Annotated in this window: 22 protein-coding genes; 21 read left to right on the forward strand and 1 reads right to left on the reverse strand. The window is 71.9% G+C overall.

Annotated elements, in window-relative coordinates:
- Nucleotides 1-76: 76 nt before the first annotated feature.
- Genes P5P86_RS02540 through P5P86_RS02555 form a run of 4 tightly spaced genes read left to right on the forward strand, consistent with a single transcriptional unit; the run spans nucleotide 77 to nucleotide 4,108 of the window.
- Nucleotides 77-598 carry a PadR family transcriptional regulator gene (locus P5P86_RS02540; RefSeq protein ID WP_280609710.1) on the forward strand — a complete coding sequence of 174 codons (522 nt, stop codon included), beginning with the start codon at nucleotides 77-79 and terminating at the stop codon, nucleotides 596-598.
- Nucleotides 595-747: a hypothetical protein gene (locus P5P86_RS02545; protein ID WP_280609711.1), complete on the forward strand. Its 153-nt coding sequence runs from the start codon at nucleotides 595-597 to the stop codon at nucleotides 745-747. Before P5P86_RS02540 ends, P5P86_RS02545 begins: the two co-directional genes overlap by 4 nt.
- Nucleotides 744-1,457, forward strand: a complete 714-nt coding sequence (locus tag P5P86_RS02550; RefSeq protein ID WP_280609712.1) for an ABC transporter ATP-binding protein — start codon at nucleotides 744-746, stop codon at nucleotides 1,455-1,457. Before P5P86_RS02545 ends, P5P86_RS02550 begins: the two co-directional genes overlap by 4 nt.
- Nucleotides 1,454-4,108, forward strand: coding sequence for an ABC transporter permease (locus tag P5P86_RS02555; protein ID WP_280609713.1), 2,655 nt, complete (start codon nucleotides 1,454-1,456; stop codon nucleotides 4,106-4,108). The genes P5P86_RS02550 and P5P86_RS02555 overlap by 4 nt, the downstream gene beginning before the upstream one ends.
- Nucleotides 4,109-4,140: 32 nt before the next feature.
- Here the strand turns inward: P5P86_RS02555 and P5P86_RS02560 are convergent, their stop codons facing one another.
- Entirely contained in the window at nucleotides 4,141-5,067 is a 927-nt protein-coding gene (locus tag P5P86_RS02560; RefSeq protein WP_280609714.1) for an NAD-dependent epimerase/dehydratase family protein, read from the reverse strand.
- A 166-nt stretch (nucleotides 5,068-5,233) separates the two neighbouring features.
- Between P5P86_RS02560 and P5P86_RS02565 the strand changes: the two genes are divergently transcribed.
- The 17 genes from P5P86_RS02565 to P5P86_RS02645 all read left to right on the forward strand — a co-directional run bounded on the left by P5P86_RS02565 (nucleotide 5,234) and on the right by P5P86_RS02645 (nucleotide 23,983).
- Nucleotides 5,234-5,899 carry a TetR-like C-terminal domain-containing protein gene (locus P5P86_RS02565; protein ID WP_280609715.1) on the forward strand — a complete coding sequence of 222 codons (666 nt, stop codon included), beginning with the start codon at nucleotides 5,234-5,236 and terminating at the stop codon, nucleotides 5,897-5,899.
- Between the two features lie 201 nt (nucleotides 5,900-6,100).
- Nucleotides 6,101-6,373, forward strand: a complete 273-nt coding sequence (locus P5P86_RS02570) for a hypothetical protein (RefSeq protein WP_280609716.1) — start codon at nucleotides 6,101-6,103, stop codon at nucleotides 6,371-6,373.
- A 157-nt stretch (nucleotides 6,374-6,530) separates the two neighbouring features.
- Nucleotides 6,531-7,136, forward strand: coding sequence for a TetR/AcrR family transcriptional regulator (locus P5P86_RS02575; protein ID WP_280609717.1), 606 nt, complete (start codon nucleotides 6,531-6,533; stop codon nucleotides 7,134-7,136).
- Entirely contained in the window at nucleotides 7,126-7,899 is a 774-nt protein-coding gene (locus P5P86_RS02580) for a TIGR03084 family metal-binding protein (RefSeq protein ID WP_280609718.1), read from the forward strand. The genes P5P86_RS02575 and P5P86_RS02580 overlap by 11 nt, the downstream gene beginning before the upstream one ends.
- Nucleotides 7,892-9,196: an acyclic terpene utilization AtuA family protein gene (locus P5P86_RS02585; RefSeq protein WP_280609719.1), complete on the forward strand. Its 1,305-nt coding sequence runs from the start codon at nucleotides 7,892-7,894 to the stop codon at nucleotides 9,194-9,196. The genes P5P86_RS02580 and P5P86_RS02585 overlap by 8 nt, the downstream gene beginning before the upstream one ends.
- Nucleotides 9,193-9,552 (forward strand): AtuA-related protein, encoded by a 360-nt coding sequence (locus P5P86_RS02590; RefSeq protein ID WP_280609720.1) that lies wholly within the window; start codon nucleotides 9,193-9,195, stop codon nucleotides 9,550-9,552. The genes P5P86_RS02585 and P5P86_RS02590 overlap by 4 nt, the downstream gene beginning before the upstream one ends.
- The gene (locus P5P86_RS02595) at nucleotides 9,549-10,745 is read left to right on the forward strand and encodes an acyl-CoA dehydrogenase family protein (protein WP_280609721.1); all 1,197 of its coding nucleotides are present in this window, start codon (nucleotides 9,549-9,551) and stop codon (nucleotides 10,743-10,745) included. Before P5P86_RS02590 ends, P5P86_RS02595 begins: the two co-directional genes overlap by 4 nt.
- A complete protein-coding gene (locus P5P86_RS02600; protein ID WP_280609722.1) occupies nucleotides 10,745-12,331 on the forward strand; it encodes an acyl-CoA carboxylase subunit beta in 1,587 nt (528 codons plus the stop codon). Before P5P86_RS02595 ends, P5P86_RS02600 begins: the two co-directional genes overlap by 1 nt.
- An 8-nt stretch (nucleotides 12,332-12,339) precedes the next feature.
- Nucleotides 12,340-14,346 (forward strand): acetyl/propionyl/methylcrotonyl-CoA carboxylase subunit alpha, encoded by a 2,007-nt coding sequence (locus P5P86_RS02605; protein WP_280609723.1) that lies wholly within the window; start codon nucleotides 12,340-12,342, stop codon nucleotides 14,344-14,346.
- Nucleotides 14,343-15,503 carry an acyl-CoA dehydrogenase family protein gene (locus P5P86_RS02610; RefSeq protein ID WP_280609724.1) on the forward strand — a complete coding sequence of 387 codons (1,161 nt, stop codon included), beginning with the start codon at nucleotides 14,343-14,345 and terminating at the stop codon, nucleotides 15,501-15,503. The genes P5P86_RS02605 and P5P86_RS02610 overlap by 4 nt, the downstream gene beginning before the upstream one ends.
- A 113-nt stretch (nucleotides 15,504-15,616) precedes the next feature.
- A complete protein-coding gene (locus tag P5P86_RS02615; protein WP_280609725.1) occupies nucleotides 15,617-16,717 on the forward strand; it encodes a YihY/virulence factor BrkB family protein in 1,101 nt (366 codons plus the stop codon).
- A gap of 27 nt (nucleotides 16,718-16,744) precedes the next feature.
- Nucleotides 16,745-17,518, forward strand: coding sequence for an enoyl-CoA hydratase family protein (locus tag P5P86_RS02620; protein WP_280609726.1), 774 nt, complete (start codon nucleotides 16,745-16,747; stop codon nucleotides 17,516-17,518).
- Between the two features lie 93 nt (nucleotides 17,519-17,611).
- Nucleotides 17,612-19,795, forward strand: coding sequence for a HelD family protein (locus tag P5P86_RS02625; RefSeq protein WP_280609727.1), 2,184 nt, complete (start codon nucleotides 17,612-17,614; stop codon nucleotides 19,793-19,795).
- Between the two features lie 107 nt (nucleotides 19,796-19,902).
- Nucleotides 19,903-21,822: an anthranilate synthase family protein gene (locus tag P5P86_RS02630; protein WP_280609728.1), complete on the forward strand. Its 1,920-nt coding sequence runs from the start codon at nucleotides 19,903-19,905 to the stop codon at nucleotides 21,820-21,822.
- Nucleotides 21,823-21,826: 4 nt separating this feature from the next.
- A complete protein-coding gene (locus tag P5P86_RS02635) occupies nucleotides 21,827-22,366 on the forward strand; it encodes an anthranilate synthase component II (RefSeq protein WP_280609729.1) in 540 nt (179 codons plus the stop codon).
- The gene (locus tag P5P86_RS02640; protein ID WP_280609730.1) at nucleotides 22,363-23,559 is read left to right on the forward strand and encodes an anthranilate synthase component I family protein; all 1,197 of its coding nucleotides are present in this window, start codon (nucleotides 22,363-22,365) and stop codon (nucleotides 23,557-23,559) included. Before P5P86_RS02635 ends, P5P86_RS02640 begins: the two co-directional genes overlap by 4 nt.
- Nucleotides 23,560-23,572: 13 nt before the next feature.
- The gene (locus P5P86_RS02645) at nucleotides 23,573-23,983 is read left to right on the forward strand and encodes a VOC family protein (RefSeq protein WP_280609731.1); all 411 of its coding nucleotides are present in this window, start codon (nucleotides 23,573-23,575) and stop codon (nucleotides 23,981-23,983) included.
- Nucleotides 23,984-24,001 lie beyond the last annotated feature (18 nt).

A 24,001-nucleotide genomic window follows, 5' to 3' on the forward strand; every position in this document is an offset into this window, starting at 1 on the left:
ATCTCAGGAGACGGGTGACTTGACGCGCTATACCGAGTATGCGCATACTCGGTATGTAAGCAACGAGAGGTCAGGGATGTCGGTCAAGCACGCGCTGCTCGCGCTCCTGGAGCGGGAGCCGATGTACGGCTACCAGCTCCGTGCCGCGTTCGAGGAGCGCACCGCCCAGCTGTGGCCGCTGAACATCGGGCAGGTCTACACGACCCTCGCCCGGCTGGAGCGCGACGGCCTGGTGGAAGGTGGCGAGACCGACGCCGACGGCCACCAGCTCTACCGGTTGACCGACGCCGGCCGGACCGAGGTGACCGACTGGTTCGGCAGCGCGGTTCCCCGGACCCAGCCGCCTCGCGACGAGCTCGCGATCAAACTGGCCTTCGCCGTCGGCGCACCGTCGCTCGACCTGGCGGCCGTGATCCAACGACAGCGCAGCGCCACGATGGCCTCGCTGCAGGAGCACACCCGGCTCAAGCGCAGCTCCACCGATCTCGCCTACGGCCTGGTCCTCGACGCGCTGATCTTCGCTGCCGAGGCCGAGATCCGTTGGCTCGACCACTGTGAGGCACGACTGCGCCAGGACGGCTCGAGGACCTCGCGATGAGCTCCTACCTGGCCCCCACCGAGGCTGACCGGCTCCGCAGAGCGGAGATCCGCTGGCTCGAGCAGGCCCGCGAGCGGCTACGCCGCCCCGCTCCTGCCACCCGTCGTACCGACCCGCCCGAGACCCGAACCGAGGAGACCGACCGATGACCACTCCTGGCAGCCCTGTGCTCCATCTCGACCGCGTCACGCGGATCCACGGCGCCGGTGAGCTCGCGGTCCATGCGCTGCGCGAGGTCTCCTTCGAGGCGTACGCCGGCGAGCTCGTGGCGGTAATGGGTCCCTCCGGCTCCGGGAAGTCGACGTTGCTCACGATCGCGGGCGGCCTCGACCAGCCGACCGCCGGTCGCGTGCTGGTGGAGGGCGCCGACCTGACCGCCGCGGGGAACGCCGGCCGGGCCAAGCTGCGCCGTACCTCCATCGGATACGTGTTCCAGGACTTCAACCTCATCCCGGCCCTGACGGCCGCGGAGAACGTCAGCCTCCCGATGGAGCTGGACGGCGTACCGGCCCGGGGCGCGCGGGCGAGAGCCGTGGCCGCTCTGGAGGAGCTGGGCATCGACGAGCTGGCGGACCGCTTCCCCGACGAGATGTCGGGCGGCCAGCAGCAGCGGGTCGCCATCGCCCGCGCCGTCGTCGGCGAGCGGCGGCTCGTCCTCGCCGACGAGCCGACCGGTGCGCTGGACTCCGTCACGGGTGAGGACATCCTGCGCCTGCTGCGGGCGCGCTGCGACGCGGGTGCGGCCGGGGTCCTGGTCACGCACGAGCCGCGGCACGCAGGGTGGGCGGACCGCATCGTCTACCTCCGCGACGGTGCAGTGGTCGACGAGGCCGGCCGGTCGACGGCGGTCCGGGCATGAGGGGCTGGTTCACGAGCTGGCGGCTCGCGCTGCGGCTCGCGCGTCGCGACCTGGTCAAGCACCGCGCCCGCGCCATCATCGCGCTGGTGATGGTGACGCTGCCGGTCTTCGGCGTGGTCACCGCCGACATCCTGATCCAGACGGCGAAGGTCTCGCCCAGCGAGGGCATCGACCGGCGGATCGGCACCGTCGCCACCGCCGAGCTCGTCCGCACCGGTGACGACCAGAAGGTGGTCCAGGGTGCGGACCCCACCGACTACGGCGACGAGGGCGACCTGGCTCGGCCCACGACCCTCGCCGACATCGAGCGGGTGATCGGCAGGCGCACGATGCTGCCCGCAGCCCTCCACGGCGACGCGCTGGTCCGCACCGCGCACGGCCGCGAGAGCGTTCGCGCCGACCAGGTCGACGCCTCGGCGCCGCTCGCCAGGGGCCTGTACCGGCTCACCCGCGGACGCTGGCCGACCTCGACCGACGAGGTGGTCGTCAACCGGGCGCTGCTGGAGCGCGGCGTGGGCGACACCCTGCGCGTGGTCAGCCCCGACCGCAGCGAGTCGACGCGGAGGATCGTCGGCACGATCGTGGACGCCAGCACCCGCGACGGCTCGGTCGCCGTCGGACTGCCCGGCGCCTTCCCGGACAGCTCGGCCTCCGCCGCCCCGGACGATGGCGCGGCGTGGCTGGTGGACGGGCCGCCGATCACCTGGGCGCAGGTCAAGCAGCTCAACGCGCTCGGCGTGCTGGTCACCGACCGGCAGATCGCCGGCCATCCGGATGACTATCCGGACCCCTTCCCGAGCTCGGGCATCGACGAGAGCACCTTCCAGGTCGCGGTCCTGGTGGCGGTGATGGCGCTGATCGAGGTCGTCCTGCTGGCCGGTCCCGCCTTCGCGGTGGGCGCACGCAAGCAGCAGCGCTCCCTGGCCCTCCTGGTCGCATCGGGCGGTACGCCGGCGCAGTCGCGGCGGGTGATCATCGCCGGCGGCCTGCTCCTCGGCCTCTGCGCCGGCCTGGTCGGCGTGGCGGGCGGCATCGGGCTCGCCCGGCTGCTGGTGCCGGCGGTCCAGCACGTCGACGGAACCTGGCTGGGCCCGTTCGACGTACCGTGGGCGCACCTGGCGGCGGTCGCCGCGTTCGGGCTGGTCAGCGCGCTGATCGCCTGCGTCGTACCGGCGTGGATCGCCTCGCGGCAGAACGTGGTGGCCGTCCTCGCCGGTCGCCGCGGTGATGCCAGGCCGGTGCGCGCGTTCCCGCTGCTCGGCGTGGTGCTGTTCGCGATCGGCGTGCTGATGGCTGTCGAGGGGGCGCGGGGACGCGGCGACCTGATGGTCTCGTGGTCGGCCGTGGTCTGCGTACTGGGCATGGTGCTGTTGGTCCCCGTCGTGGTGATGGCACTGGCCCGCGTCGCCGGACGTCTTCCGCTCGCGCTTCGCTTCGCGGCCCGCGACGCCGTCCGGCACCGCACCCGCACGACGCCGGCCGTGGCGGCTGTCGCGGCGACGGTCGCCGGCGTGGTGGCGCTCGGCATCTCGACCGGCAGCGACGCCCTGCAGAATCGCGAGACCTACCAGCCGCTCCTGGCGCTGGGCAACGCCGAGGTGACGCCGTCGGAGGACTTCAGCGACGTGGACCCGTCCACGATGGACTGGACGAAGGTGACCGACGTGATCCGGCAGCACGTCCCCGATGCGCGGATCTCGGTCGTGCGGGGTGTGCAGCAGTCGACGCCCGCGGGCGACTACACCGACGTGAGGTTCCAGGTGCCGGGCCAGGTCGACACCGACGTCTCACCGGCCCAGTCCCGCTACGCCGAGGGGACCGACCTCGTGGTCAGCGGCGCCGCTGACCTGCCCCCTACCCTCGTCGCGGCACTGCGGCCCGGTGACGGCGTCCAGGCCGCCCTCGCCGCGGGCAGGGCGGTCGTCTTCAGCAGCGACACCGGCCAGGCCCGGTTGAGGCAGGTCACGATCAGCGTCGACGTGACGAAGGCGGACGGCACGCTCACGCACGTGCTCTCCAAGACGGTGCCGGCCACCGTCGTCTACCGCGGCGCCGACGTCTCGGCCCCGCTGCATGCGATTCTGCCGCCGGCCCTCGCGCAGGGGCTGAAGCTGCCCACCGTCGTCGCCGGGCTCGAGCTCGACCAGCCGCATCTGTCGAACGCGGCACAGAAGGATCTCGATGCCGCACTCGACGGCCTCGCCACGCCCGCGACGATCTACGTCGAGCGCGGCTACCAGACCAAGACCGACGCGCTGATCATCCAGTTCGTGCTGGCGGCACTGGCGGCGATCCTGATGCTCGGTGGCACGCTGACGGCGATGTTCCTGGCCCTGTCCGATGCCCGGCCCGACCTGGCCACCCTGGCCGCCGTCGGCGCCGATCCGCGGACCCGCCGCGGGGTGGCGGCGTCGTACACCTTCGTGGTCGCCTTCGTCGGGGCGGTGCTCGGGATGCTGGTCGGGTTCGTGCCCGGCATCGCGATCACCTGGCCGTTGACCGGGCAGCAGTACCCCGGCAGCAAGGGCCCCTACCTCGACATCCCGTGGCTCCTGATCGGGCTGGTCGTGGTGGGTCTGCCGGTGCTGACAGCGCTGCTCGTCGGCGCCTGCACGCGCTCGAGGCTGCCGATGGTCTCGCGGCTGTCCTGACGCCGAGACGTCACCTTCGGGAGGTCGAGAGGTCACTTCCCGCGCTCGCGCCACCACGCCACGGTCTGTCGCGCACCCTCGGTCATCGGGGTGGGCGACAGGCCGAGCCGGGCCTCGCTCGCGGTGGAGTCCATCACGAACGGGCGCTCGAACTGGTAGGTCATCTCCACGATCTCCCGGGTGTCGCGGTGCACGGCGCCCACCGCTCGCAGCAACCACGTCGGGACGGTCGAGACCCTCGGGGCGGGTACGCCGGCCACCTCGGCGTACAGCGTCACCAGCTCGCGCTGGCTCAGCGGGGCGGCGGTGGGTGCGTGCAGGACAGCGCCCCACAGCGAGGAGTCGCCGGCCGCCCGGATCATCGCCGCGGCCAGGTCGGGGACGTAGGTCCACGAGTGCGGCGCGTCCGGGTCGCCGATCACCCGCATCGTGCGGCCGGCCAGGACGGTCGGCACCATCCGCTCACCGGCGTGGGCGGTCAGCACGCCCGGGCCGTAGAAGTCGGAGGCGACCACGCTGACGGTGGCGGTGGCCGAGCGCTCCCGGGCCGCGAGGAGCTGCGTGCGCACCCCGGGCTTGCCGAAGTCGGCGGTGCGCGGCGTCGACTCGGTCATGGGAGCCGACACGTGGCCGTAGGAGTAGAGGCTCTCGGGGAACACCACGACCGCGTCCGTACGGCGGGCGGCCTCCAGCACGGTGTGCTCGGCGTGGGGGAGCTCGGTCCGCCACACGTCGGCCCGGTAGGCCGAGGCGTGCATGCAGTCGTAGACGACACGGCTGCCGTCGAGTGCCTCGCTCAGCTGGCGGAGGTCGCCGGCGTCGGCGCGGCGCCGCTCGACGAGCGGGTGCTCCGGGCCGCTGCCCGACCTGGTGAGGAGCCGCACCGGCTCACCGGCGGCGGCGAGCTGGAGGGCGATGGTGGATCCGACCGGACCCGCTCCGATGACGACGTTGTTCATGGTCTCTCCTTCGTCGAGGTGATTGTGAGAGCACCGCTCTCGGTTTCGATCATGGGCCCTCTTCGGAGATAAAGCAAGAGCAGTGCTCACATTTGCCTCGATCGCTCTCTGACGGCACGATGGGGGCATGGAGGGAACGCCGCGTGATCGCGCCCGAGCACGGACCATGGCCGACATCGTCCGGATAGGTCGCGAGCACCTGAGCAGCGACGGTGCCGCCGCACTCTCACTGCGGGCGGTGGCGCGCGATCTGGGCGTGGTCTCCTCGGCCGTCTACCGCTACGTCGCCAGCCGCGACGAGTTGCTCACCCTGCTCGTCGTGGCGGGCTACGACGAGCTCGGCGACGCCGTCGACGAGGCCCTCGGAGGCATCGACGAGGGTGACTTCCGGGGGCGGCTGCTCGCGATCGGCGCAGCGGTGCGCAGCTGGGCGGTGCGCGAGCCGGCGATGTACGCCCTGCTCTTCGGCAGCCCGGTCCCGGGCTACCACGCACCTGCCGAGCGGACCACCGGGCCGGGCACGCGGGTGATCCGGGCGCTGGTACGGCTGTGGACCGAGGCGTACGCCGCCGGGGCGATGCGGCTCCCCGACGGGCCGCCGGTGCCCGCCGGCCTGGCCGCGTCGTTCCTCGCCGTACGCGACGAGCTCGGGGTGGAGCTTCCCGACCAGGCGCTCGCGCGCGGCGTGCTGGCGTGGGCCGCGCTGTTCGGCTGTGTCAGCTTCGAGGTGTTCGGGCAGTACGGCGCCGACACCTTCGGCGACCCCGCCGCCCTCTTCGAGCACCAGCTCCAGGTGCTCGCCGAGACGGTGGGGCTGGTCGATCGACGCTGAGGCGGCGCGCTCCCCGGCCCGGTCCGGGGCCGGTCCGGGGCCGGTCCGGGGCCGGTCCGGGGCCGCCGCGGTGCCGAGAATTAACAGCATCGTTTCAGGATCAGTGGTGCAGGGATTCAGCCGGCGGCCTTAGACATAGGGCGTGCATGCGTGGGCCAGCGCCGTCGGAGGGATGGCGCCGTCGGTCTCGAGGGCCCGGTCGTGGTGAGGAGGCCCGGACCCGGCTCGGACCTGGAACCGTTGCTGGTCTTCGTCAAGGCCCGGATCGTCGACCAGGTCAGGCGGGCCACGGGCGATCCGCTGCGTGCGGATTGGCTCGAGAGCCTGCTGACCGAGGTGAAGAAGATGGAGGCGTATCTGTGGGCGGTGCCGCCCAGCGCCTACGAGGTGGAGCGGTTCCTGCTCCGGATCGCTCATCTCTACCGGCGACACCCGGACTACCTCTCGCACTGGGACCTGCGCCAGCCGGGCTGAGCCCCCATGTAACGCGGTGTCCGGCGCACCATCGCGGTGCTGCGGCACCGCAGGTGGTGATCGAACACCGCGTTACATGCGGAAGCGACCGGCCACGCCCGCCCGCAACAAAAAGTCAGTCTTGACTGTTTGTTTGCCACGCGGCACGCTGGTCGATGTGACGACGACCACGCAGCGCGTGCCCCAGGAGGAGCGCACCCGGCTGATGCGGGCCCGGCTCCTCGAGGCGACGGTCGAGGTGCTCACCGAGCGCGGGTGGGCGGGCACCACCACCACGCTGGTCTCCCAGCGCGCGGGTGTCAGCCGGGGTGCGCAGCTGCACCACTTCCCGACCAAGAACGCCCTGGTCGTGGCCGCCGTCGAGCACGTGATGGCCGGACGGGCCGACGAGCTTCGCGAGGCGGTCCGCACCTACCAGGGCGCCAAGACCCGTGGCGTCCTGGAGATGCTCGCCGACCACTTCACCTCGCCCGGCTTCCAGGCGGCGTTGGAGCTGTGGGTGGCGGCACGCAGCGATGCCGACCTGCATGCGGCGGTCGCCCCGCTCGAGCGCCGGATCGGCCGCGAGGCGCACCGGATCACCGTCGAGCTCCTGAGCGCCGACGAGTCCGTCCCCGGGGTGCGCGAGCTGATCCAGGCGACCCTCGACCTGTGTCGCGGCCTCGGCCTGGCCGACACGCTCTCCGACGACGCGAAGCGGCGCGCTCGGATCCTCGACGAGTGGGCGAAGGTCCTGGAGAAGGAGATCGGCGATGGTTCCTGAGGAGCTGCTGGCGGACCTCGCCGTGGAGGGTGACCAGCTCCGTGCGGCGGTAGCCGACCTTCCCGACGACCGATGGCGCACGCCGACGCCCGCCGCCGGCTGGGACGTCGCCACCCAGATCGCCCACCTGGCCTGGACCGACGAGTGCGCGCTGGCCTCCGCCACCGACCGGGCTGCCTGGCACGCCCTGGTCGAGGTGGCACTGGCCGACATCGACGGCGTGGTGGACAAGGCGGCGCTCAGCGGCGGCGCCGTACCTCCGGCGGAGTTGCTGGCCCGCTGGGACGCCGCGCGCGCCGCCCTACCGCCGGCGCTGCGCCGGGTGGAGGGCAGGATGCAGTGGTTCGGTCCGCCGATGTCGCCGGCCTCGATGGCGACCGCGCGGTTCATGGAGACCTGGGCGCACGGGCTCGACGTCCGCGAGGCGCTGGGCCTGCCGGTCGAGCGGACCGACCGGATCCGGCACGTGTGCCACCTCGGCGTACGGACCCGTGGCTTCGCCTTCACCACCCACGGGCTGCCGGCGCCGACCCACGAGGTCCGCGTCGAGCTGGCCTCGCCCAGCGGCGAGCGGTGGCAGTGGGGACCGGAGGAGGCGGCCGAGCGGGTGCGCGGCTCCGCGTGGGACTTCGCCCGGCTGGTCACCCAGCGGGTGCACCGCGACGACACCCACCTGGTGACCTCCGGCGCCGAGGCCGAACGGTGGCTGACCATCGCCCAGGCCTTCGCCGGTCCCGCGGGAGAGGGGCGCCCTCGTGGCTGAACCCCAGCGCCCGATCCTGATCGGCAACTGCTCCGGCTTCTACGGCGACCGGCTCAGCGCGATGCGCGAGATGCTGACCGGCGGCCCGTTGGACGTGCTCACCGGCGACTACCTCGCCGAGCTGACCATGCTCATCCTCGGCAAGGACACCATCCGTGACGCCTCGCTCGGCTACGCCAAGACCTTCCTCGCCCAGGCACGCGAGTGCCTCGGGCTGGCGCTGGAGCAGGGCGTCAGGCTGGTCAGCAACGCCGGCGGGCTCAACCCGGCCGGTCTGGCGCAGGCGCTCGACGAGCTCGGCACCGGTGCTCGGATCGCCTACGTCGACGGCGACGACGTCCGCGGCCGCCTCGAGGAGATCCCCGACGCCCTGACGGCGAACGCCTATCTCGGCGGCTTCGGCATCGCCCGCGCCCTGGCGGCGGGCGCCGACGTCGTGGTCACCGGCCGGGTCACCGACGCGGCCGTGGTGATGGGGCCGGCGATCTGGTGGCACGGCTGGTCGTCCACCGACCACGACGCACTCGCGGGCGCCGTCGTCGCCGGTCACGTCATCGAGTGCGGCACCCAGGCGACCGGCGGCAACTTCGCCGGCCTCTTCGACGCGATCGACGCCGGGCTGGTCGAGGATCCGATCCGGCCGTTCGGCTTCCCGATCGCCGAGATCGCGGCCGACGGCTCCAGCGTCATCACCAAGCACCCCGGCACCGGCGGTCTGGTCACCGTGGACACCGTCACCGCCCAGCTCTTCTACGAGATCCAGGGCAGCACCTACCTCAACCCGGACGTCACCACCGACCTCAGCACGATCTCGCTGCACCAGGCCGGCCGCGACCGGGTCGAGGTGACCGGCACGCGGGGAAGCGAGCCCCCGGCGCGGCTCAAGGTGGCGGTCAACCGCATCGGCGGCTGGCGCAACCAGGTCGAGTTCGTGCTCACCGGGCTCGACATCGAGCGGAAGTCGACACTGCTGCGTGTCCAGGTCGAGGCAGCGCTCCATGCCGACCTCCAGCGGTCCTGGTCCACCTGGCGGGCGCCCGCCCCTGACTCGCCGACCGAGGAGGGCGCCGCCGTGCTGCAGCGGCTGACGGTCTGGTCCGACGACGAGGCGGCGGTCGGGCGGGCGTTCACCGGCCCGGCGATCGAGCTGGTCCTCGCCTCCTACGCCGGCTTCCACGTCACGGCGCCGCCGGGCAAGGCGAGTGCCTTCGGCGTCTACACGCCGACGTACGTCGACCGCGACCTCGTCCGGCACACCGTGCACCTGCCCGACGGGACCACCGAGGTGATCGCATGACGCGCCGACCGCTGGGCGACCTGGTCTACGCCCGCTCCGGCGACAAGGGCGGCGACGCCAACATCGGGCTGTGGATCCCGGCCGGCCGCCCGGATGCGGCCGTCGACTGGCTGCTCGAGACGGTCACCGCCGACTGGGTGCGCACCCTGCTGCCCGAGACGGCGGAGCTGGAGATCGACATCGTCGCGCTGCCCAACCTGCGCGGGGTGAACATCGTCGTGCACGGCATCCTCGGCGCCGGTGTGGCCGAGGGAGTGCGGTTCGACCCGCAGGCCAAGGCGCTGGGGGAGTGGCTGCGCAGCCGGTACGTCGACCTGCCCGATCACCTGCTAGCACCGGAGGCCGTGCAGCGATGACTCCGGAGCTGTTCACCCTCGGCGCCGAGTTCACCCGGCGCGAGGTCCTCGACTCGCTGCAGGCCTGGGAGGACGCCGGCGAGGTGCCGCGCTCGCTGCATCTCGCAGCAGCGAAGCAGGGTCTGCTCGGCCTCGGCTTCGCCCCGGAGGTCGGTGGCGAGGGCGGCACCCTGGCCGACATGACCGCCCTGCAGGAGGGCATGCTGGCGGCGGGTGCGTCCAGCGGTCTGCTGGCGGCGCTGTTCACCGGTGGCATCGCGCTGCCGCACCTGGCCCGGCACGGCTCGCCCGCGCTGGTCGACCGCTACGTGCGGCCGACCCTGGCGGGGAGGTTGATCGGCGCGCTCGCCGTCACCGAGCCGGGCGGTGGCTCCGACGTCGCGCACCTGACGACCCGGGCGGTCCGGGACGGTGACGACTACGTCGTCAACGGCACCAAGACCTTCATCACCAGCGGCGCCCGGGCCGACTTCGTCACCGTCGCCGTGCGCACGGGACGTCCCGAGGACGGGCACGGCGGCGCGCGCGGCATCAGCCTGCTGGTCATCGACAAGGACACCCCCGGGTTCAGCCTCGACCGCCGGCTGGCCAAGATGGGCTGGCACTGCTCGGACACCGCCGAGCTGGGATTCAGCGACGTACGCGTGCCCGCCGGCAACCTGGTCGGCGAGGAGAACGCGGCCTTCGGCTACCTGGCCGAGGCCTTCGTCACCGAGCGGATCGCGCTCGCCGTGCACGCCTACGGCATCGCCGCGCGCTCGCTGGCGCTGACCGCCGAGCACGCCCGTGGCCGCAGCACGTTCGGCGAGCCGCTGATCGCACGCCAGGTGGTGCGCCACCGGCTCGTCGAGATGCACCGCCGCGTCGAGGCGGCGAAGGCCTACACCCATGCCGTGGTGCGCGAGTACGACGCCGAGGGGACCACGGCCGGCACCGTGGCGGGAGCGGCGCTCGCCAAGCACACGGCCGTCGAGGCCAGCCAGTGGGTCTGCGACCAGGCCGTCCAGCTGCACGGTGGCACCGGCTACCTGCACGGCACCGAGGTGGAGCGGCACTACCGCGACACCCGGATCCTGCCCATCGGAGGAGGAGCGAGCGAAGTGATGACCGATCTGGCCGCGAAGCTGCTGGGGTACGCCGATTCACCCCACGAGGACACGGGCAAGCTCGCGTCTGCGCGGGGACCCCGATGATGAGCGAGAACCGCACCGCGATGCTGACCAAGCTCGCCGACCTCGACGCCGAGCAGGCGAAGGCGGTCAATGCGGGCGGCACGTACATGGAGCGTCACCACCGGCGCGGCAAGCTGCTCGCCCGGGAGCGGATCGAGCTGCTGCTCGACGAGGGCGCGCCGTTCCTGGAGCTGATGACGCTCGCCGGCTGGGGCAGCTCGTTCCCCGTCGGTGGGTCGACCGTGACCGGCATCGGCGTCGTCTCCGGCGTCGAGTGCATGATCGTGGCGCACGACCCGACGGTGAAGGGCGGCACGATCAATCCGGTCTCGATGCGGAAGACCGGGCGGGCGATGCAGATCGCCGAGGAGAACCACCTTCCGGTCATCACCCTTGTCGAGTCGGGTGGGGCCGACCTGCCGCACCAGAAGGACATCTTCATCCCGGCAGGCCGGGGCTTCCGGGACCTCACCCGCGCGAGCGCCCGTAAGCAGCCCACGATCGCGCTCGTCTTCGGCAACTCCACCGCCGGCGGTGCCTACATCCCGGGGATGAGCGACTACATCGTGATGGTCGACAAGGGCGCCAAGGTGTTCCTCGGCGGGCCACCCCTGGTCAAGATGGCCACCGGCGAGGTGTCCGACGACGAGGAGCTGGGCGGCGCGGAGATGCACGCCACCACCTCCGGTCTGGCCGACTTCCTCGCCGTCGACGAGCGCGACGCCATCCGGATCGGTCGCCGCATCGTCGCCCGGCTCAACGTGACCAAGCGCGGAGTCACTGCCCCGCGCCAGGCTCGCGAAGCCTCCTACGCCGAGCCCCTGCTCGACCCCGAGGGCCTGCTCGACGTGATCCCGACCGACCTCAAGGAGCCGTTCGACCCGCGCGAGGTGATCCTGCGCATGGTCGACGGTCCGAGCGAGGGCAATGAGGTCGCGTTCGACGAGTTCAAACCGCTCTACGGGCCCTCGCTGGTCACCGGCTGGGCGCGGATCCACGGCCGGCCCGTCGGCATCCTCGCCAACGCCCAGGGCATCTTGTTCAGCAAGGAGGCGCAGAAGGCGACGCAGTTCATCCAGCTGGCCAACGCCTCGGACACGCCGCTGCTCTTCCTGCACAACACCACCGGCTACATGGTGGGCAAGGAGTACGAGCAGGGCGGGATCATCAAGCACGGCGCGATGATGGTCAACGCCGTCTCCAACTCGACCGTGCCCTCCATCTCCATCCTGATCGGTGCCTCCTACGGCGCAGGCAACTACGGGATGAACGGTCGCGCCTACGATCCGCGGTTCCTCTTCACCTGGCCGAACGCGAAGTCGGCGGTGATGGGGCCGCAGCAGCTGGCCGGCGTCATGGACATCGTCGCGCGTGCTGCGGCTGCATCGAAAGGGATCGCGTTCGACGAGGAGGCGGGGGCTGCTACCCGACAGTTCGTCGAGCAGATGATCGAGGAGCAGTCGCTGCCGTACTTCCTCTCCGGGATGGTCTACGACGACGGCGTCATCGACCCGCGCGACACCCGCACCATCCTCGGCATCTGCCTGTCCGTGATCGAGAACCAGCCGATCGAGGGCAACCTCAACTTCGGCGTGTTTCGAATGTGAGTGCGTCGATGATCAAGACCCTGCTGGTGGCCAACCGCGGCGAGATCGCACGCCGCGTCTTCCGCACCTGTCGCACCCTCGGTATCGCGACGGTGGCCGTCCACTCCGACGCCGATGCGAGCGCACTGTTCGTGCGCGAGGCCGACGCCGCCGTACGCCTGCCCGGCCACGCCCCGGCCGAGACCTACCTGCGCGGTGACCTGGTGATCGAGGCCGCCCGCGCCGCTGGAGCGGACGCCATCCACCCCGGCTACGGCTTCCTCTCGGAGAACGCCGAGTTCGCCGCGGCGGTGATCGAGGCCGGGCTGACGTGGGTGGGGCCCGATCCCGACGCGATCGCCCGGATGGGATCCAAGGTCGAGTCGAAGAAGCTGATGGAGGCGGCCGGAGTGCCGGTGCTCGGCAACCTGACGCCCGAGACGGCGACCGAGGCCGACCTGCCGCTGCTGGTCAAGGCCTCGGCGGGCGGCGGAGGACGCGGCATGCGCATCGTGCGCCGGCTCGGCGACCTCGCGGACGAGATCGCGAAGGCCGCCGCCGAGGCGGAGTCGGCCTTCGGTGACGGCACCGTGTTCGTCGAGCCGTACGTCGAGAGCGGCCGTCACGTCGAGGTCCAGGTCGTCGGCGAGCGGGGCGGTGAGGTGGTGGTCTTCGGCGAGCGGGACTGCTCGGTCCAGCGCCGCCACCAGAAGGTGATCGAGGAGGCGCCGGCGCCGGGGCTGCCGGCCGCCACCCGGGCGGCGCTGCACGAGGCCGCTCGACGCGCGGCGAGCGCGATCGACTACGTCGGCGCGGGCACGGTCGAGTTCCTCTACGACCCGGCGTCGAACCGGTTCTTCTTCCTGGAGATGAACACCCGGCTCCAGGTCGAGCACCCCGTCACCGAGGAGATCTTCGGTGTCGACCTGGTGGCGCTGCAGCTGGCGGTCGCCGAGGGCGGCCGGGTCACGCCCCCCGGCACCACCCCTCCCCAGGAGGCTCGACCGCACGGGCACGCGATCGAGGTCCGCCTCTACGCCGAGGACCCGGCCGCGGGCTTCGCACCCCAGACCGGGCTGCTCACCGCCTTCGACATCCCGGGTGTGCGGGCGCAGTTCGAGCTCGCGGGTGGCCTCCGGCTCGACTCGGGCGTCGCCGCCGGCGACGAGATCGGCACGTTCTACGACGCGATGATCGCCAAGGTCGTCGTGCACGCAGCGACCCGGGAGCAGGCGGCGCGGCAGCTCGCGGGTGCTCTCGAGCGGGCCCGCATCCACGGCCTGCGCACCAACCGTGACCTCCTGGTCGGACTGCTGCGCAGCGAGACCTTCCTCCAGGGCCGGATGAGCACCACCTGGCTCGACGACGCAGCGGTCGTACCGGGACTGCTGCGGCCCCTCGACCAGGACAGGGTCGAGCTCGCCGCCTTCGCGGCCGCGCTCGCCCTCGCCGAACGGGCTCGGGCGGCCTCGACGTACCACGCCCGGATCCCGGTGGCGTGGCGCAACGTCGTGTCGCAGCCGCAGACGACCGACTTCGCTGTCTCGACCGCCGAGGGTGAGCAGGTCAGCGTCCGCTGGTACGGCGGCCGCACGCCTCGGCATGCCGAGCGGGACGACGTGGTCGTCGTCGCTGCCGGCCCGGACGAGGTGGCCCTCGCCGTGGGCGGAGTCGTCCGCACCTTCGCTGTCAGCGCCACCGGGGAGGCGGTCGACGTGGACTCGTCGCTGGGGCACGTCGCCCTGCGCAGGCTGCAGCGGTTCACCGACCCGGCGGACCGGATCGCGGCCGGCTCGCTGCTCGCACCGATGCCCGGCAGCGTCGTGGCCGTGCACGCCGGCGTCGGGGACGAGGTCGCCGAGGGACAGCCGCTGCTGGTCCTGGAGGCGATGAAGATGCAGCACACCATCGCGGCGCCGCACGCCGGCACCGTCACCGAGATCGACGTCGCCGTCGGCGACCAGGTCAACGGCGGGGCCGTCCTCGCCGTCGTGGACACGGTGTCCCAGGGCACCGTCGAGGAGGAGAGCGCATGAACGACTTCACCGAACCGGAGGAGCGCGTCGAGCTCCGCAAGGCCGTCGCGAAGCTGGCGAGCAAGTACGGCCAGGAGTACTTCCTGGCCAAGGCCCGCGCCGGCGAGAAGACGACCGACCTGTGGCTGGAGCTGGCGAAGAACGGCTACCTCGGCGTCAACCTCCCCGAGGAGTACGGCGGCGGCGGTGGCGGCCTCGGCGACATCGCGGCCGTGCTGGAGGAGGTGGGCACGGCCGGTTGCCCGCTGTTGCTGATGGTGGTCAGCCCGGCGATCTGCGGCACCGTGCTCATGAAGTACGGGACCGAGGAGCAGAAGCAGCGTTGGCTGCCCGGCATCGCCGACGGCACCGGGACGATGGCGTTCGCCATCACCGAGCCCGACGCCGGCACCAACTCGCACAACATCACCACCACCGCCCGCCGCGACGGCGACGGCTGGGTGCTCAACGGCCGCAAGATCTACATCTCCGGCCTCGACGAGTCCCAGAACGTGCTGGTCGTCGCCCGGACCGAGGACTCCAGGACGGGGAAGCTGAAGCCGTGCCTGTTCGTCGTGCCGACGGACGCGCCCGGCTTCACCTTCACCCCGATCCCGATGGAGTTCGTCTCCCCGGAGTTGCAGTTCCAGGTGTTCATCGACGACGTCCGGCTGCCGGCCGACGCCCTGGTCGGGAACGAGGACGGCGGGCTGGTGCAGCTCTTCGCCGGGCTGAACCCCGAGCGGGTGATGGCGGCCTCCTTCGCGACCGGCCTGGCCCGCTTCGCGCTGGGCAAGGCGGCCGCCTACGCCCAGGAGCGCACCGTGTTCAACGGCCCGATCGGCACGCACCAGGCCATCGCCCACCCGCTGGCGCAGGCGCACATCCAGGTCGAGCTGGCTCGGCTGATGACCCAGAAGGCCGCGGCGCTGGTCGACGCCGGCGAGGACCTGGCCGCCGGCGAGGCCGCCAACATGGCCAAGTACGCCGCGGGCGAGGCCTCCTGCTTCGCCGTCGACACAGCGGTGCACACCTTCGGCGGCAACGGCCTGACCCAGGAGTACGGGATGGGTGCGCTGGTGGCGGCATCGCGGGTGATGCGGATCGCACCGGTGAGCAAGGAGATGATCCTCAACTTCGTCGCGATGCACTCGCTCGGGTTGCCGAAGTCGTACTGATGGGCGCGCCGCCCCCGTCCGAAGCGCCTCGTGCGGTCCCTCGAGCGATACCGCTCGACGCCACTCCGCCGCGCGTCTAGGGCGGGGTGCCCTCTTGCGCTTAACCTGCTCCCGTGGCGGGCGTGGTGCAGACACTGGACCGCGCGCAGCGGCGGTTCACTCCGGTGTCGTTCCCGCTCGGCGTGATCTACAAGTTCTTCGACGACCAGGGCAACTACCTGGCCGCGATCGTGACGTACTACGCCTTCATCGCGATCTTCCCGCTGCTGCTGCTCGGCTCCTCGATCCTCGGCTTCCTGTTGCAGGGCAACCCGCACCTGCAGGAGGAGGTGCTGAACTCGGCGTTGCGGCAGTTCCCCATCATCGGCGACGAGCTGGGCCGCCAGGAGCTGCACGGCTCGACGGGAGCGATCGTCGTCGGCGGGCTGACGGCGACGTACGGCGCCATGGGGCTGGGCCAGGCCATCCAGAACACCGTCAACACCGCCTGGTCGGTGCCGCGCAACAGCCGGCCCAACCCGATCCTGCTGCGGCTGCGCTCGCTGGTGCTGCTGGCCACCGCGGGCGGTGCGGTGCTCGGCGTCTCGGTCCTCGCCACCGTCGGCTCGCAGACCAACGTGATCCGCTCGCACGACACCGTCTGGCTGCGCTGGGCGATCCAGCTCGGGTCGTTCCTGATCATCGGGGCGATGCTCACCCTGCTGTTCCGGCTCGCCACCACCCGTGACCACGCGCTGCGCAACGCGGCGCCCGGCGCGTTCACCCTGGCACTGATGTGGCAGTCGCTGCAGTGGATCGGTGCCTACTACGTCCAGCACGTGATCCAGGCGACCAGCGGAGGCGTCAACAAGACCTTCGCCCTGGTCCTGGGCCTGATCGGGCTGCTCTACATCGCCTCGGTGATGGGTGTGTTGGGGATCGAGGTCAACGTCGTGATCGCCCGCCGGCTCTGGCCGCGGGCGCTCCTGACCCCGTTCACCGACCAGGTCGACCTGACCGAGGCCGACCGGCGCGCGTACGCCGGCTACGCGCTGATGCAGCGCCACAAGGGCTTCGAGACCGTCGCTGTGACCTTCGACGGTCGCGACGGCCACACCCACGAGATCGTGATGGATCCGTCCTGGCTGGCCAAGACCCGCCGGATCCGGATCCGACGCGACGACTTCGTGGACGACCCGCGGAGCACGGATCAGGACGAGGATCCCGAGGCCTGAGCCGGGCCCGGGCGCTACGGTGCTGGGATGACCGAGCAGCCGACGCGATCCGAGCTGGTCCACTACGAGGTGGTCGACGCGATCGCCACCGTGACCCTGGACTCCCCGCACAACCGCAACGCGCTCTCGGCCCAGTTGATCGGCGAGCTCATCGAGCGGTTGGAGCGCGCGGAGGCCGACGACGCGGTCAAGGTGGTCGTGCTGGCGGCCACCGGGGCCGTCTTCTGCTCCGGCGCCGACCTGTCCGAGGCCTCGGCCGGAGCGCCGGGGGACGCCGCCCAGGGGCCCCGCGCGATCGTGCGGCTGCAGCGGTTGATCGTCAGCCACGCCAAGCCGGTGATCTGTCGGGTGCAGGGAGCCGTCCGGGCCGGTGGGATCGGGCTGGTCGCTGCGGCGGACGTCGCCGTCGCCGCCGACACGGCGAGCTTCGCGCTCACCGAGGTGAAGCTCGGCCTGGCGCCGGCCGCCATCTCGCTGACGGTGCTACAGCGGCTGAGCTCGCGCGCCGCGGCGTACACCTTCCTGACCGGGGAGAGGTTCGGCGCCGCCGACGCGGCCAGCATGGGGTTGGTCACCAGTGCCGTCGCCGCCGAGGATCTCGACACCGAGGTCGCCCGGATCGGTGCCGAGCTGGTCACCGGCTCGGCACAGGGCCTGCGGGAGACCAAGCGGCTCCTCAACAGCGATCTGCTCGCGGGGATCGACGCCCGCGCCGAGGAGGTCACCGAGCTCTCGGCGCGGCTGTTCGGCTCCGATGCCGCCCGCGAGGCGATGCTGGCCTTCCTCGCCCGCGGGAAGTAGGGCGGCGGGTCAACCCTCAGCCACTGCCGGTAGAGTTCTCTGCTTGCCGTCCGCGACCGGGCGGCGATGGCGCGAGACGTGGAGAACACAGCGTTGAGTGAGGATCTGGTCCAGCACGAGATCGGCCGCGAGCAGGAGTTCGTGGACCGGGTCTACGTCCAGCTGGAGGAGTCGGCGCGAGCGGCGCAGGAGCTCGCCCGGGAGGGGCAGGCACGGGGCCGGCTCGGCCACGAGGGTGGCCTCGTCGAGCGGGACGCGATGGTCTTCCAGGCCGCCCGTCGGATCGCCCAGCTGGACGCGGCCCACGAGGGCCTGGTCTTCGGCCGGCTCGACATGGACCCGGAGTTCGACCACGAGCCGCGCTACATCGGCCGGATCGGTCTGCGCGACGAGAACCGCGACTCGCTGCTGATCGACTGGCGGGCGCCCGCCGCGGCGGTGTTCTACCAGGCGACGGCCGCCGAGCCGCAGCGCGTCGTACGCCGCCGGGTGCTGCGCAACGAGGGTCGCACCGTCGTCGGGGTGGAGGACGAGCTCCTCGACGACTCGATCGACACCGAGCTGCCGATCGTGGGCGAGGGCGCCCTGATGGCCCAGCTCTCCCGCGCCCGCGATCGGACGATGCACTCGATCGTCGCCACCATCCAGGCCGAGCAGGACAAGGCGATCCGCGCGCCCGCCAAGGGGGTCGTGTCGATCTCCGGCGGCCCCGGCGTGGGCAAGACCGTGGTCGCGCTGCACCGCGCCGCCTACCTGCTCTACACCGACCGCCGCAGGTACGAGACCGGCGGCGTGCTCGTCGTCGGTCCCTCCGGCGTGTTCATGAACTACATCGCCCGCGTGCTGCCGAGTCTCGGCGAGACGGCCGTGGCGCTGCGCTCGCTCGGCGAGGTCGTGGACGGGGTCCGTGCGACCCGGCACGACGAGCCGGCCGTGGCCGAGATCAAGGGCTCGGCCCGGATGGCCGAGGTGCTGCGGCGTACCGCACGCCAGCAGGTGCCCGGCTCGCCGGGAGAGTTCCGGATCTTCTACCGCGACGACGTGCTCGCGCTGGACCGCGGTCGGCTCGGACAGCTCCGTCGCCAGCTGATGGGCGGAGGTCGCCGCAACCAGCAGATCCGGCGGGTGCCCCAAGCCCTGCTCGACGTGCTCTGGCGTCAGGTCCGCGGCGAGCGGGGCCGGGAGCGCGGCAAGGAGGCGTTCGAGGACGAGCTGCTCGACAACGCCACCTTCCTGGACTTCGTGCACGCCTGGTGGCCGCCGCTGGAGGCGCGCACGGTCCTGGGGTGGCTGCGTGATCCCGAGATGCTCGCTCGGGTCTCCGATCAGATCCTGAGCAGCGACGAGCAGGCGCTGCTCATCAAGTCGTGGGCCTCGGCGGCCCCGACGGCGACCGGTGCCGACGACCTCGCCATCGACGACATCCCGTTGCTCGACGAGCTGCGCTACGCGATCGGCGACGTGCCGGAGACGGCCGCCGACGAGCGCGACGAGGAGCTGGGCATCAACGTCCAGGAGCTGATGACCGCCGCCGACCGCGAGTTCGCCAGCGGGCCGGGCTGGCGCGCCCCGACGTACCGGATCGACGACGACCCCTACGCGCACGTGCTCGTCGACGAGGCCCAGGACCTCACCCCGATGCAGTGGCGGATGGTGGGCCGGCGCGGCCGCACCGCCTCGTGGACGATCGTCGGCGACCCGGCGCAGTCCTCGTGGCCGATCCCCGCCGAGGCGGCCGCGGCGCGCGCCGCGGCGCTCGAGGGCAAGCCGGTGCACGAGTTCCACCTCTCGACGAACTATCGCAACAGCGCCGAGATCTACCAGTACGCCGCGGCCTACGCGGCTCGCGTCGGCCTCGACGCCGACCTGCCGACGGCTGTCCGCTCGACGGGCGAGTCGCCGGTGGAGCTCGTCGGCGTACCCGATCTCGAGGCGGCCGTCCGGGCGGAGGTCGTCCGGCTCGCCGGGGCCGTGTCGGGCACCGTCGGCATCGTGGTGCCGGTCGCGCGGCGCGGCGAGGTCAATGGCTGGCTCGCGTCCTGGCCCGAGGTGGCCGACCAGGCTCCGGGAGCTGTGGCAGCGGCCCGCAACGCCGATTCCGTGCCCAGCGGCGAGGACCGGATCGTGGTCCTCACCGGGCTGGACACCAAGGGCCTGGAGTTCGACGCGATCGTGGTGGTGCGCCCGCAGGAGATCGAGGACGAGTCCCCGACCGGCCGGGCGACGCTCTACGTCGTGCTGACCCGAGCCACGCAACTGCTCACCACGATCGCCTGATCCTCGACCGCGAGGAGGGCCTCGCGTCGAGGACCCGGATCTGCCGGCGAGGCACGAGGCGTGGAATGCGGTCGCAGCACGCGGATCGGGATCGTTAGCCTTGCCCCATGACGACCCACACCGATGCCCGGACCGCGATCGAGGCGATCACGGGGCATGAGGCGTGGGCCATCATCCGGCGCTCCACCCGGGCGGGCGACCGCGACACCGTCGGCATCATCGGTGGCCGCCGCTGGGAGGCCGACTCGATCCTCGACGTGCCCCTCGAGACCGGTACGCCGGGCGAGGGTCACGTGGCGGACCGGCTCGTCGCCGTCCCGTTCCGCCAGGTGGCCGAGCGTGGCTTCGAGGCGCACGACGACGGCACCCCGCTGGTCGTCGTCGACATCGCCGAGGAGCACGAGTTCTCCGTGGCCGAGGTGGTCGCGGCGATCGACGAGCAGGACGTGACGTTCACCGACCGCGGCGGCTTCGAGACCTCGGACGAGGAGTACGAGAAGATCGTCCGCGGCATCATCGAGGACGAGATCGGCCAGGGCGAGGGCGCGAACCTGGTCATCGGTCGGCACTACCGGGCCGACGTGGCCGACTGGGACACCGCCAAGGCGCTCGCCGTCTTCCGCCGTCTGCTCGAGCGCGAGCGGGGCGCGTACTGGACCTACGTCTTCTTCACCGGCGACCGCTACCTGATCGGCGCCTCGCCGGAGCGGCACGTCTCGGTGCGGGGCGGCGACGTACGGATGAACCCCATCTCCGGGACGTTCCGGCTGCCGGCGGGGTCGAGCGGCGACGGCGCTGCCGAGCTCAAGCCGCAGCTGCTGGAGTTCCTGCGCGACGAGAAGGAGATCTACGAGCTCTTCATGGTCGTGGACGAGGAGCTCAAGATGATGTGCGACATCTGCACCGAGGGCGGCCAGGTGCTCGGCCCGTTCCTCAAGCCGATGTCGCGGCTGATCCACACCGAGTACCTGCTCGCCGGTCGCTCCACCCGCGACCCGCGCGAGATCCTGCGCGACACGATGTACGCCGCCACCGTCACCGGCTCGCCGGTGGAGAACGCCTGCCGGTTGATCAAGGCCTACGAGCCCGAGGGCCGCGGCTACTACGGTGCGGCGCTGGCGATCCTGGGCCGCGACGAGGCCGGCGAGCCGGTGGTCGACAGCCCGATCGTGATCCGCACCGCCGACGTCTCGCTCGACGGCCGGCTCAAGGTGAGCGCCGGGGCGACGCTGGTGCGCGACAGCGACCCGGCCTACGAGGTCGCCGAGACGCATGCCAAGGCCGGCGGGATCCTCGGCGCCTTCGGCCTGGTCGCGCCGGCCCCCGCCTCGACCGTGAACGTGGCCGAGCTGGTGGTGGACGAGGACGTGCTGATCGAGCTCAACGCCCGCAACCGGCGGCTCTCCTCGTTCTGGCTCGCCGACCAGCGCGGATCCGCGCCGGACCCGCGGCTGCGGGGCAGGCACGCGGTCATCCTCGACGGCGAGGACGACTTCGTGAACATGCTGCGCCATATCCTCGGCGTCCTCGGCATGACCTCCAGCGTGGTGCGGCACGAGGCCTACCGTCCCGGCGTCTTCGACGGTGCCGACCTGGTGATCGTCGGGCCCGGCCCGGGCGACCCGCGCGATGACGCGGACCCGAAGATGGCGCAGCTGCGCGCTGCTGTCGACGAGCTGCTGGCCTCCCAGCGGCCGTTCCTCGCGGTGTGTCTCGGCCACCAGGCGCTGTGCCACCAGCTCGGCTTCGGCCTGAGCTACAAGGACATCGTCTTCCAGGGCACCCAGTCGCCGATCTCGCTGAGCGGCCACACCGAGCGGGTGGGGTTCTACAACACCTTCGTCGGCCGGGTCGGTGCCGCCGAGCTGCCGGCGGGCATCAGCGTCGACGCCGATCCCGAGTCGGGCGACATCCACGCGCTGCGTGGACCGCACTACCGCGGCATCCAGTTCCATGCCGAGTCCATCCTGACCGAGCGCGGGTACGACATCCTGCACGACCTGGTCAGTGGTCTTCTCCTCGACTGAGCGGGTGGTGGTGATCGACCACCACGACTCCTACACGTGGAACCTGGCCCACCTGGTCGCCGCTGTCACCGGGGCACTGCCGGACGTCGTCGCGCACGACGCGGTGGTACCGGCCGACCTCGACGGCTTCTCGCACGTGGTGCTCTCGCCGGGCCCCGGACACCCGGACGAGTACGACTGGTCAGTGCTCGACCTGGGGCTTCCGGTGCTCGGCGTGTGCCTGGGGATGCAGGGATTGGTGACCCACCTGGGCGGCACCGTCGAGCGTGCCAGGCCGGCGCACGGCGAGGTCGCGCGGATCGGCCACGACGGTCGCGGCGTGTTCAGCGGGCTGCCGCAGGGCCTGCGTGCGGTCCGCTACCACTCGCTGGTGGCCGGCGAGGTCACCGGCAGCCTGGAGGTGAGCGCCCGCGCCGAGGACGGCACGGTGATGGGGGTGCGGCATCGTCGCCTGCCGCTGGAGGGCGTGCAGTTCCACCCCGAGTCGATCCTCTCCGAGTACGGCGAGGCCATCGTCGCCACCTTCCTCACCGGTGTGCGATGAGCGCTGTCGACCGCTGGGTCGAGGTGGCCGGCCGGCGCTTCGAGGCCGACCTGTCGCTGACCTACTCCGCCGCCACCGCGGAGGTGAGGCTGCACCGCACCGCCGATGCCGGCGGCGGTGTGGTCACCGAGGTGGTCGGCGACGACGTGTGGGTGGTCCTGCGCGGGTTGCTCGACCAGGGACTGACCGCCGCGGGGTATCTCGGCTACGCGTGCCGACGCGACCTGCCGGCGCGGCCCTCGACGGGCGTTCCTGATGCGGTGCTGGTGCTGTGCGAACGGTCGGCGGTTTTGACCCCCAGGGGTCAGAACCGCACGTTGTCGGGCAAAGCTTCGCCCCCCAGCCTTCGGTTTGGACCCCCAGGGGTCACCGCCGCCGACCGGGCCCCCGCCCCCTACCGCGCGGCCTTCGCCGAGGTGCAGCAGGCGCTCCATGCCGGCGACACCTACGAGACCAACCTGACCTACCGCATCACCGGCACCACCAGCCGCACCCCGGAGCAGATCCGGGCGGCCCTGGAGCCCACGCCGTACGCCGGCATGCTCGTGCACGACCTGCCCGACGTCGACGCGGCGAGCGCCTGGCTGATCAGCGCGAGCCCGGAGTGCTATGCGCGGATCGCCGACGGCGTGGTCGAGACCAGGCCGATCAAGGGCACCACGGCGCGGGGGGCGACGGCGTCCGAGGACGCGGCCAATGCCGAGCGCCTGCGCACCGATCGGCGCTTCCGGGCGGAGAACCTCATGATCACCGACCTGCTGCGCAACGACCTCGCCCAGGTCTGCGTACCCGGGACGGTCGAGGTGCCGGAGCTGATGGCGGTGGAGTCCTATGCGAGCGTGCACCAGCTCGTCACGACCGTGCGCGGCCGGCTGCGGACGGGTCTCGACGCGCTGGACGCGGTGCACGCGCTGTTCCCGGCGGGCTCGATGACCGGCGCGCCGAAGCTGCGCACGATGGAGCTGATCGACCGGCTGGAGGACACCCCGCGGGGAGCGTACGCCGGAGCCTTCGGCTGGCTGACCCGCGACGCCGCCGACCTGGGCGTGGTGATCCGGAGCCTGAGCAGCCCCGACGGCCGGACCTGGACGCTGGGTACCGGCGGCGGCGTGACGGTGCACAGCGACGTGGAGGAGGAGTACGCCGAGACGGGCTGGAAGGCGGCGCGGCTCCTCAACGCCTTGGGCCTGTGAGAATCTTGTCGTCATGGGGATCCACCTGCGCAACGTCGTGCTCGACACGACCGACGTGCCACGACTCGCGGAGTTCTACCGCGAGCTGCTGGGGTGGAGCTATCCGGACGGGTTCGACGTGGGCCAGGACGACTACCTGGACTGGCGCTCGATCGTCGGTCCGGAGGGCCAGCGGCTCTCCTTCCAGCTGGCCGGGTCGGTGACGCCGACGACCTGGCCGGACCCCACCGTTCCCCAGCAGCTGCACCTCGACTTCCTGGTGGACAGCCCGGCGGAGCTGGAGTCGCAGCACCAGCGCGCGCTGACGCTCGGCGCACAGGTGCGGCTCGACCGCAGCGATGACCAGGAGGAGCCGCTGCGGGTCTACGCCGACCCGAGTGGGCACACCTTCTGTCTGTTCACCTGGCTCGACCAGGACCGGTGAGGTTCACCTAATGATTTC

Source organism: Nocardioides sp. BP30 (assembly GCF_029873215.1).
Lineage (GTDB): Bacteria > Actinomycetota > Actinomycetes > Propionibacteriales > Nocardioidaceae > Nocardioides.

What these genes read in the sequence shown, in the direction of transcription:
- P5P86_RS02540 (WP_280609710.1), top strand. Translation starts at nt 77, where the DNA reads ATGTCGGTCAAGCACGCGCTGCTCGCGCTCCTGGAGCGGGAGCCGATG.
- P5P86_RS02545 (WP_280609711.1), top strand. Translation starts at nt 595, where the DNA reads ATGAGCTCCTACCTGGCCCCCACCGAGGCTGACCGGCTCCGCAGAGCG.
- P5P86_RS02550 (WP_280609712.1), top strand. Translation starts at nt 744, where the DNA reads ATGACCACTCCTGGCAGCCCTGTGCTCCATCTCGACCGCGTCACGCGG.
- P5P86_RS02555 (WP_280609713.1), top strand. Translation starts at nt 1,454, where the DNA reads ATGAGGGGCTGGTTCACGAGCTGGCGGCTCGCGCTGCGGCTCGCGCGT.
- P5P86_RS02560 (WP_280609714.1), bottom strand. Translation starts at nt 5,067, where the DNA reads ATGAACAACGTCGTCATCGGAGCGGGTCCGGTCGGATCCACCATCGCC.
- P5P86_RS02565 (WP_280609715.1), top strand. Translation starts at nt 5,234, where the DNA reads ATGGCCGACATCGTCCGGATAGGTCGCGAGCACCTGAGCAGCGACGGT.
- P5P86_RS02580 (WP_280609718.1), top strand. Translation starts at nt 7,126, where the DNA reads ATGGTTCCTGAGGAGCTGCTGGCGGACCTCGCCGTGGAGGGTGACCAG.
- P5P86_RS02590 (WP_280609720.1), top strand. Translation starts at nt 9,193, where the DNA reads ATGACGCGCCGACCGCTGGGCGACCTGGTCTACGCCCGCTCCGGCGAC.
- P5P86_RS02595 (WP_280609721.1), top strand. Translation starts at nt 9,549, where the DNA reads ATGACTCCGGAGCTGTTCACCCTCGGCGCCGAGTTCACCCGGCGCGAG.
- P5P86_RS02600 (WP_280609722.1), top strand. Translation starts at nt 10,745, where the DNA reads ATGAGCGAGAACCGCACCGCGATGCTGACCAAGCTCGCCGACCTCGAC.
- P5P86_RS02605 (WP_280609723.1), top strand. Translation starts at nt 12,340, where the DNA reads ATGATCAAGACCCTGCTGGTGGCCAACCGCGGCGAGATCGCACGCCGC.
- P5P86_RS02610 (WP_280609724.1), top strand. Translation starts at nt 14,343, where the DNA reads ATGAACGACTTCACCGAACCGGAGGAGCGCGTCGAGCTCCGCAAGGCC.
- P5P86_RS02620 (WP_280609726.1), top strand. Translation starts at nt 16,745, where the DNA reads ATGACCGAGCAGCCGACGCGATCCGAGCTGGTCCACTACGAGGTGGTC.
- P5P86_RS02630 (WP_280609728.1), top strand. Translation starts at nt 19,903, where the DNA reads ATGACGACCCACACCGATGCCCGGACCGCGATCGAGGCGATCACGGGG.
- P5P86_RS02640 (WP_280609730.1), top strand. Translation starts at nt 22,363, where the DNA reads ATGAGCGCTGTCGACCGCTGGGTCGAGGTGGCCGGCCGGCGCTTCGAG.
- P5P86_RS02645 (WP_280609731.1), top strand. Translation starts at nt 23,573, where the DNA reads ATGGGGATCCACCTGCGCAACGTCGTGCTCGACACGACCGACGTGCCA.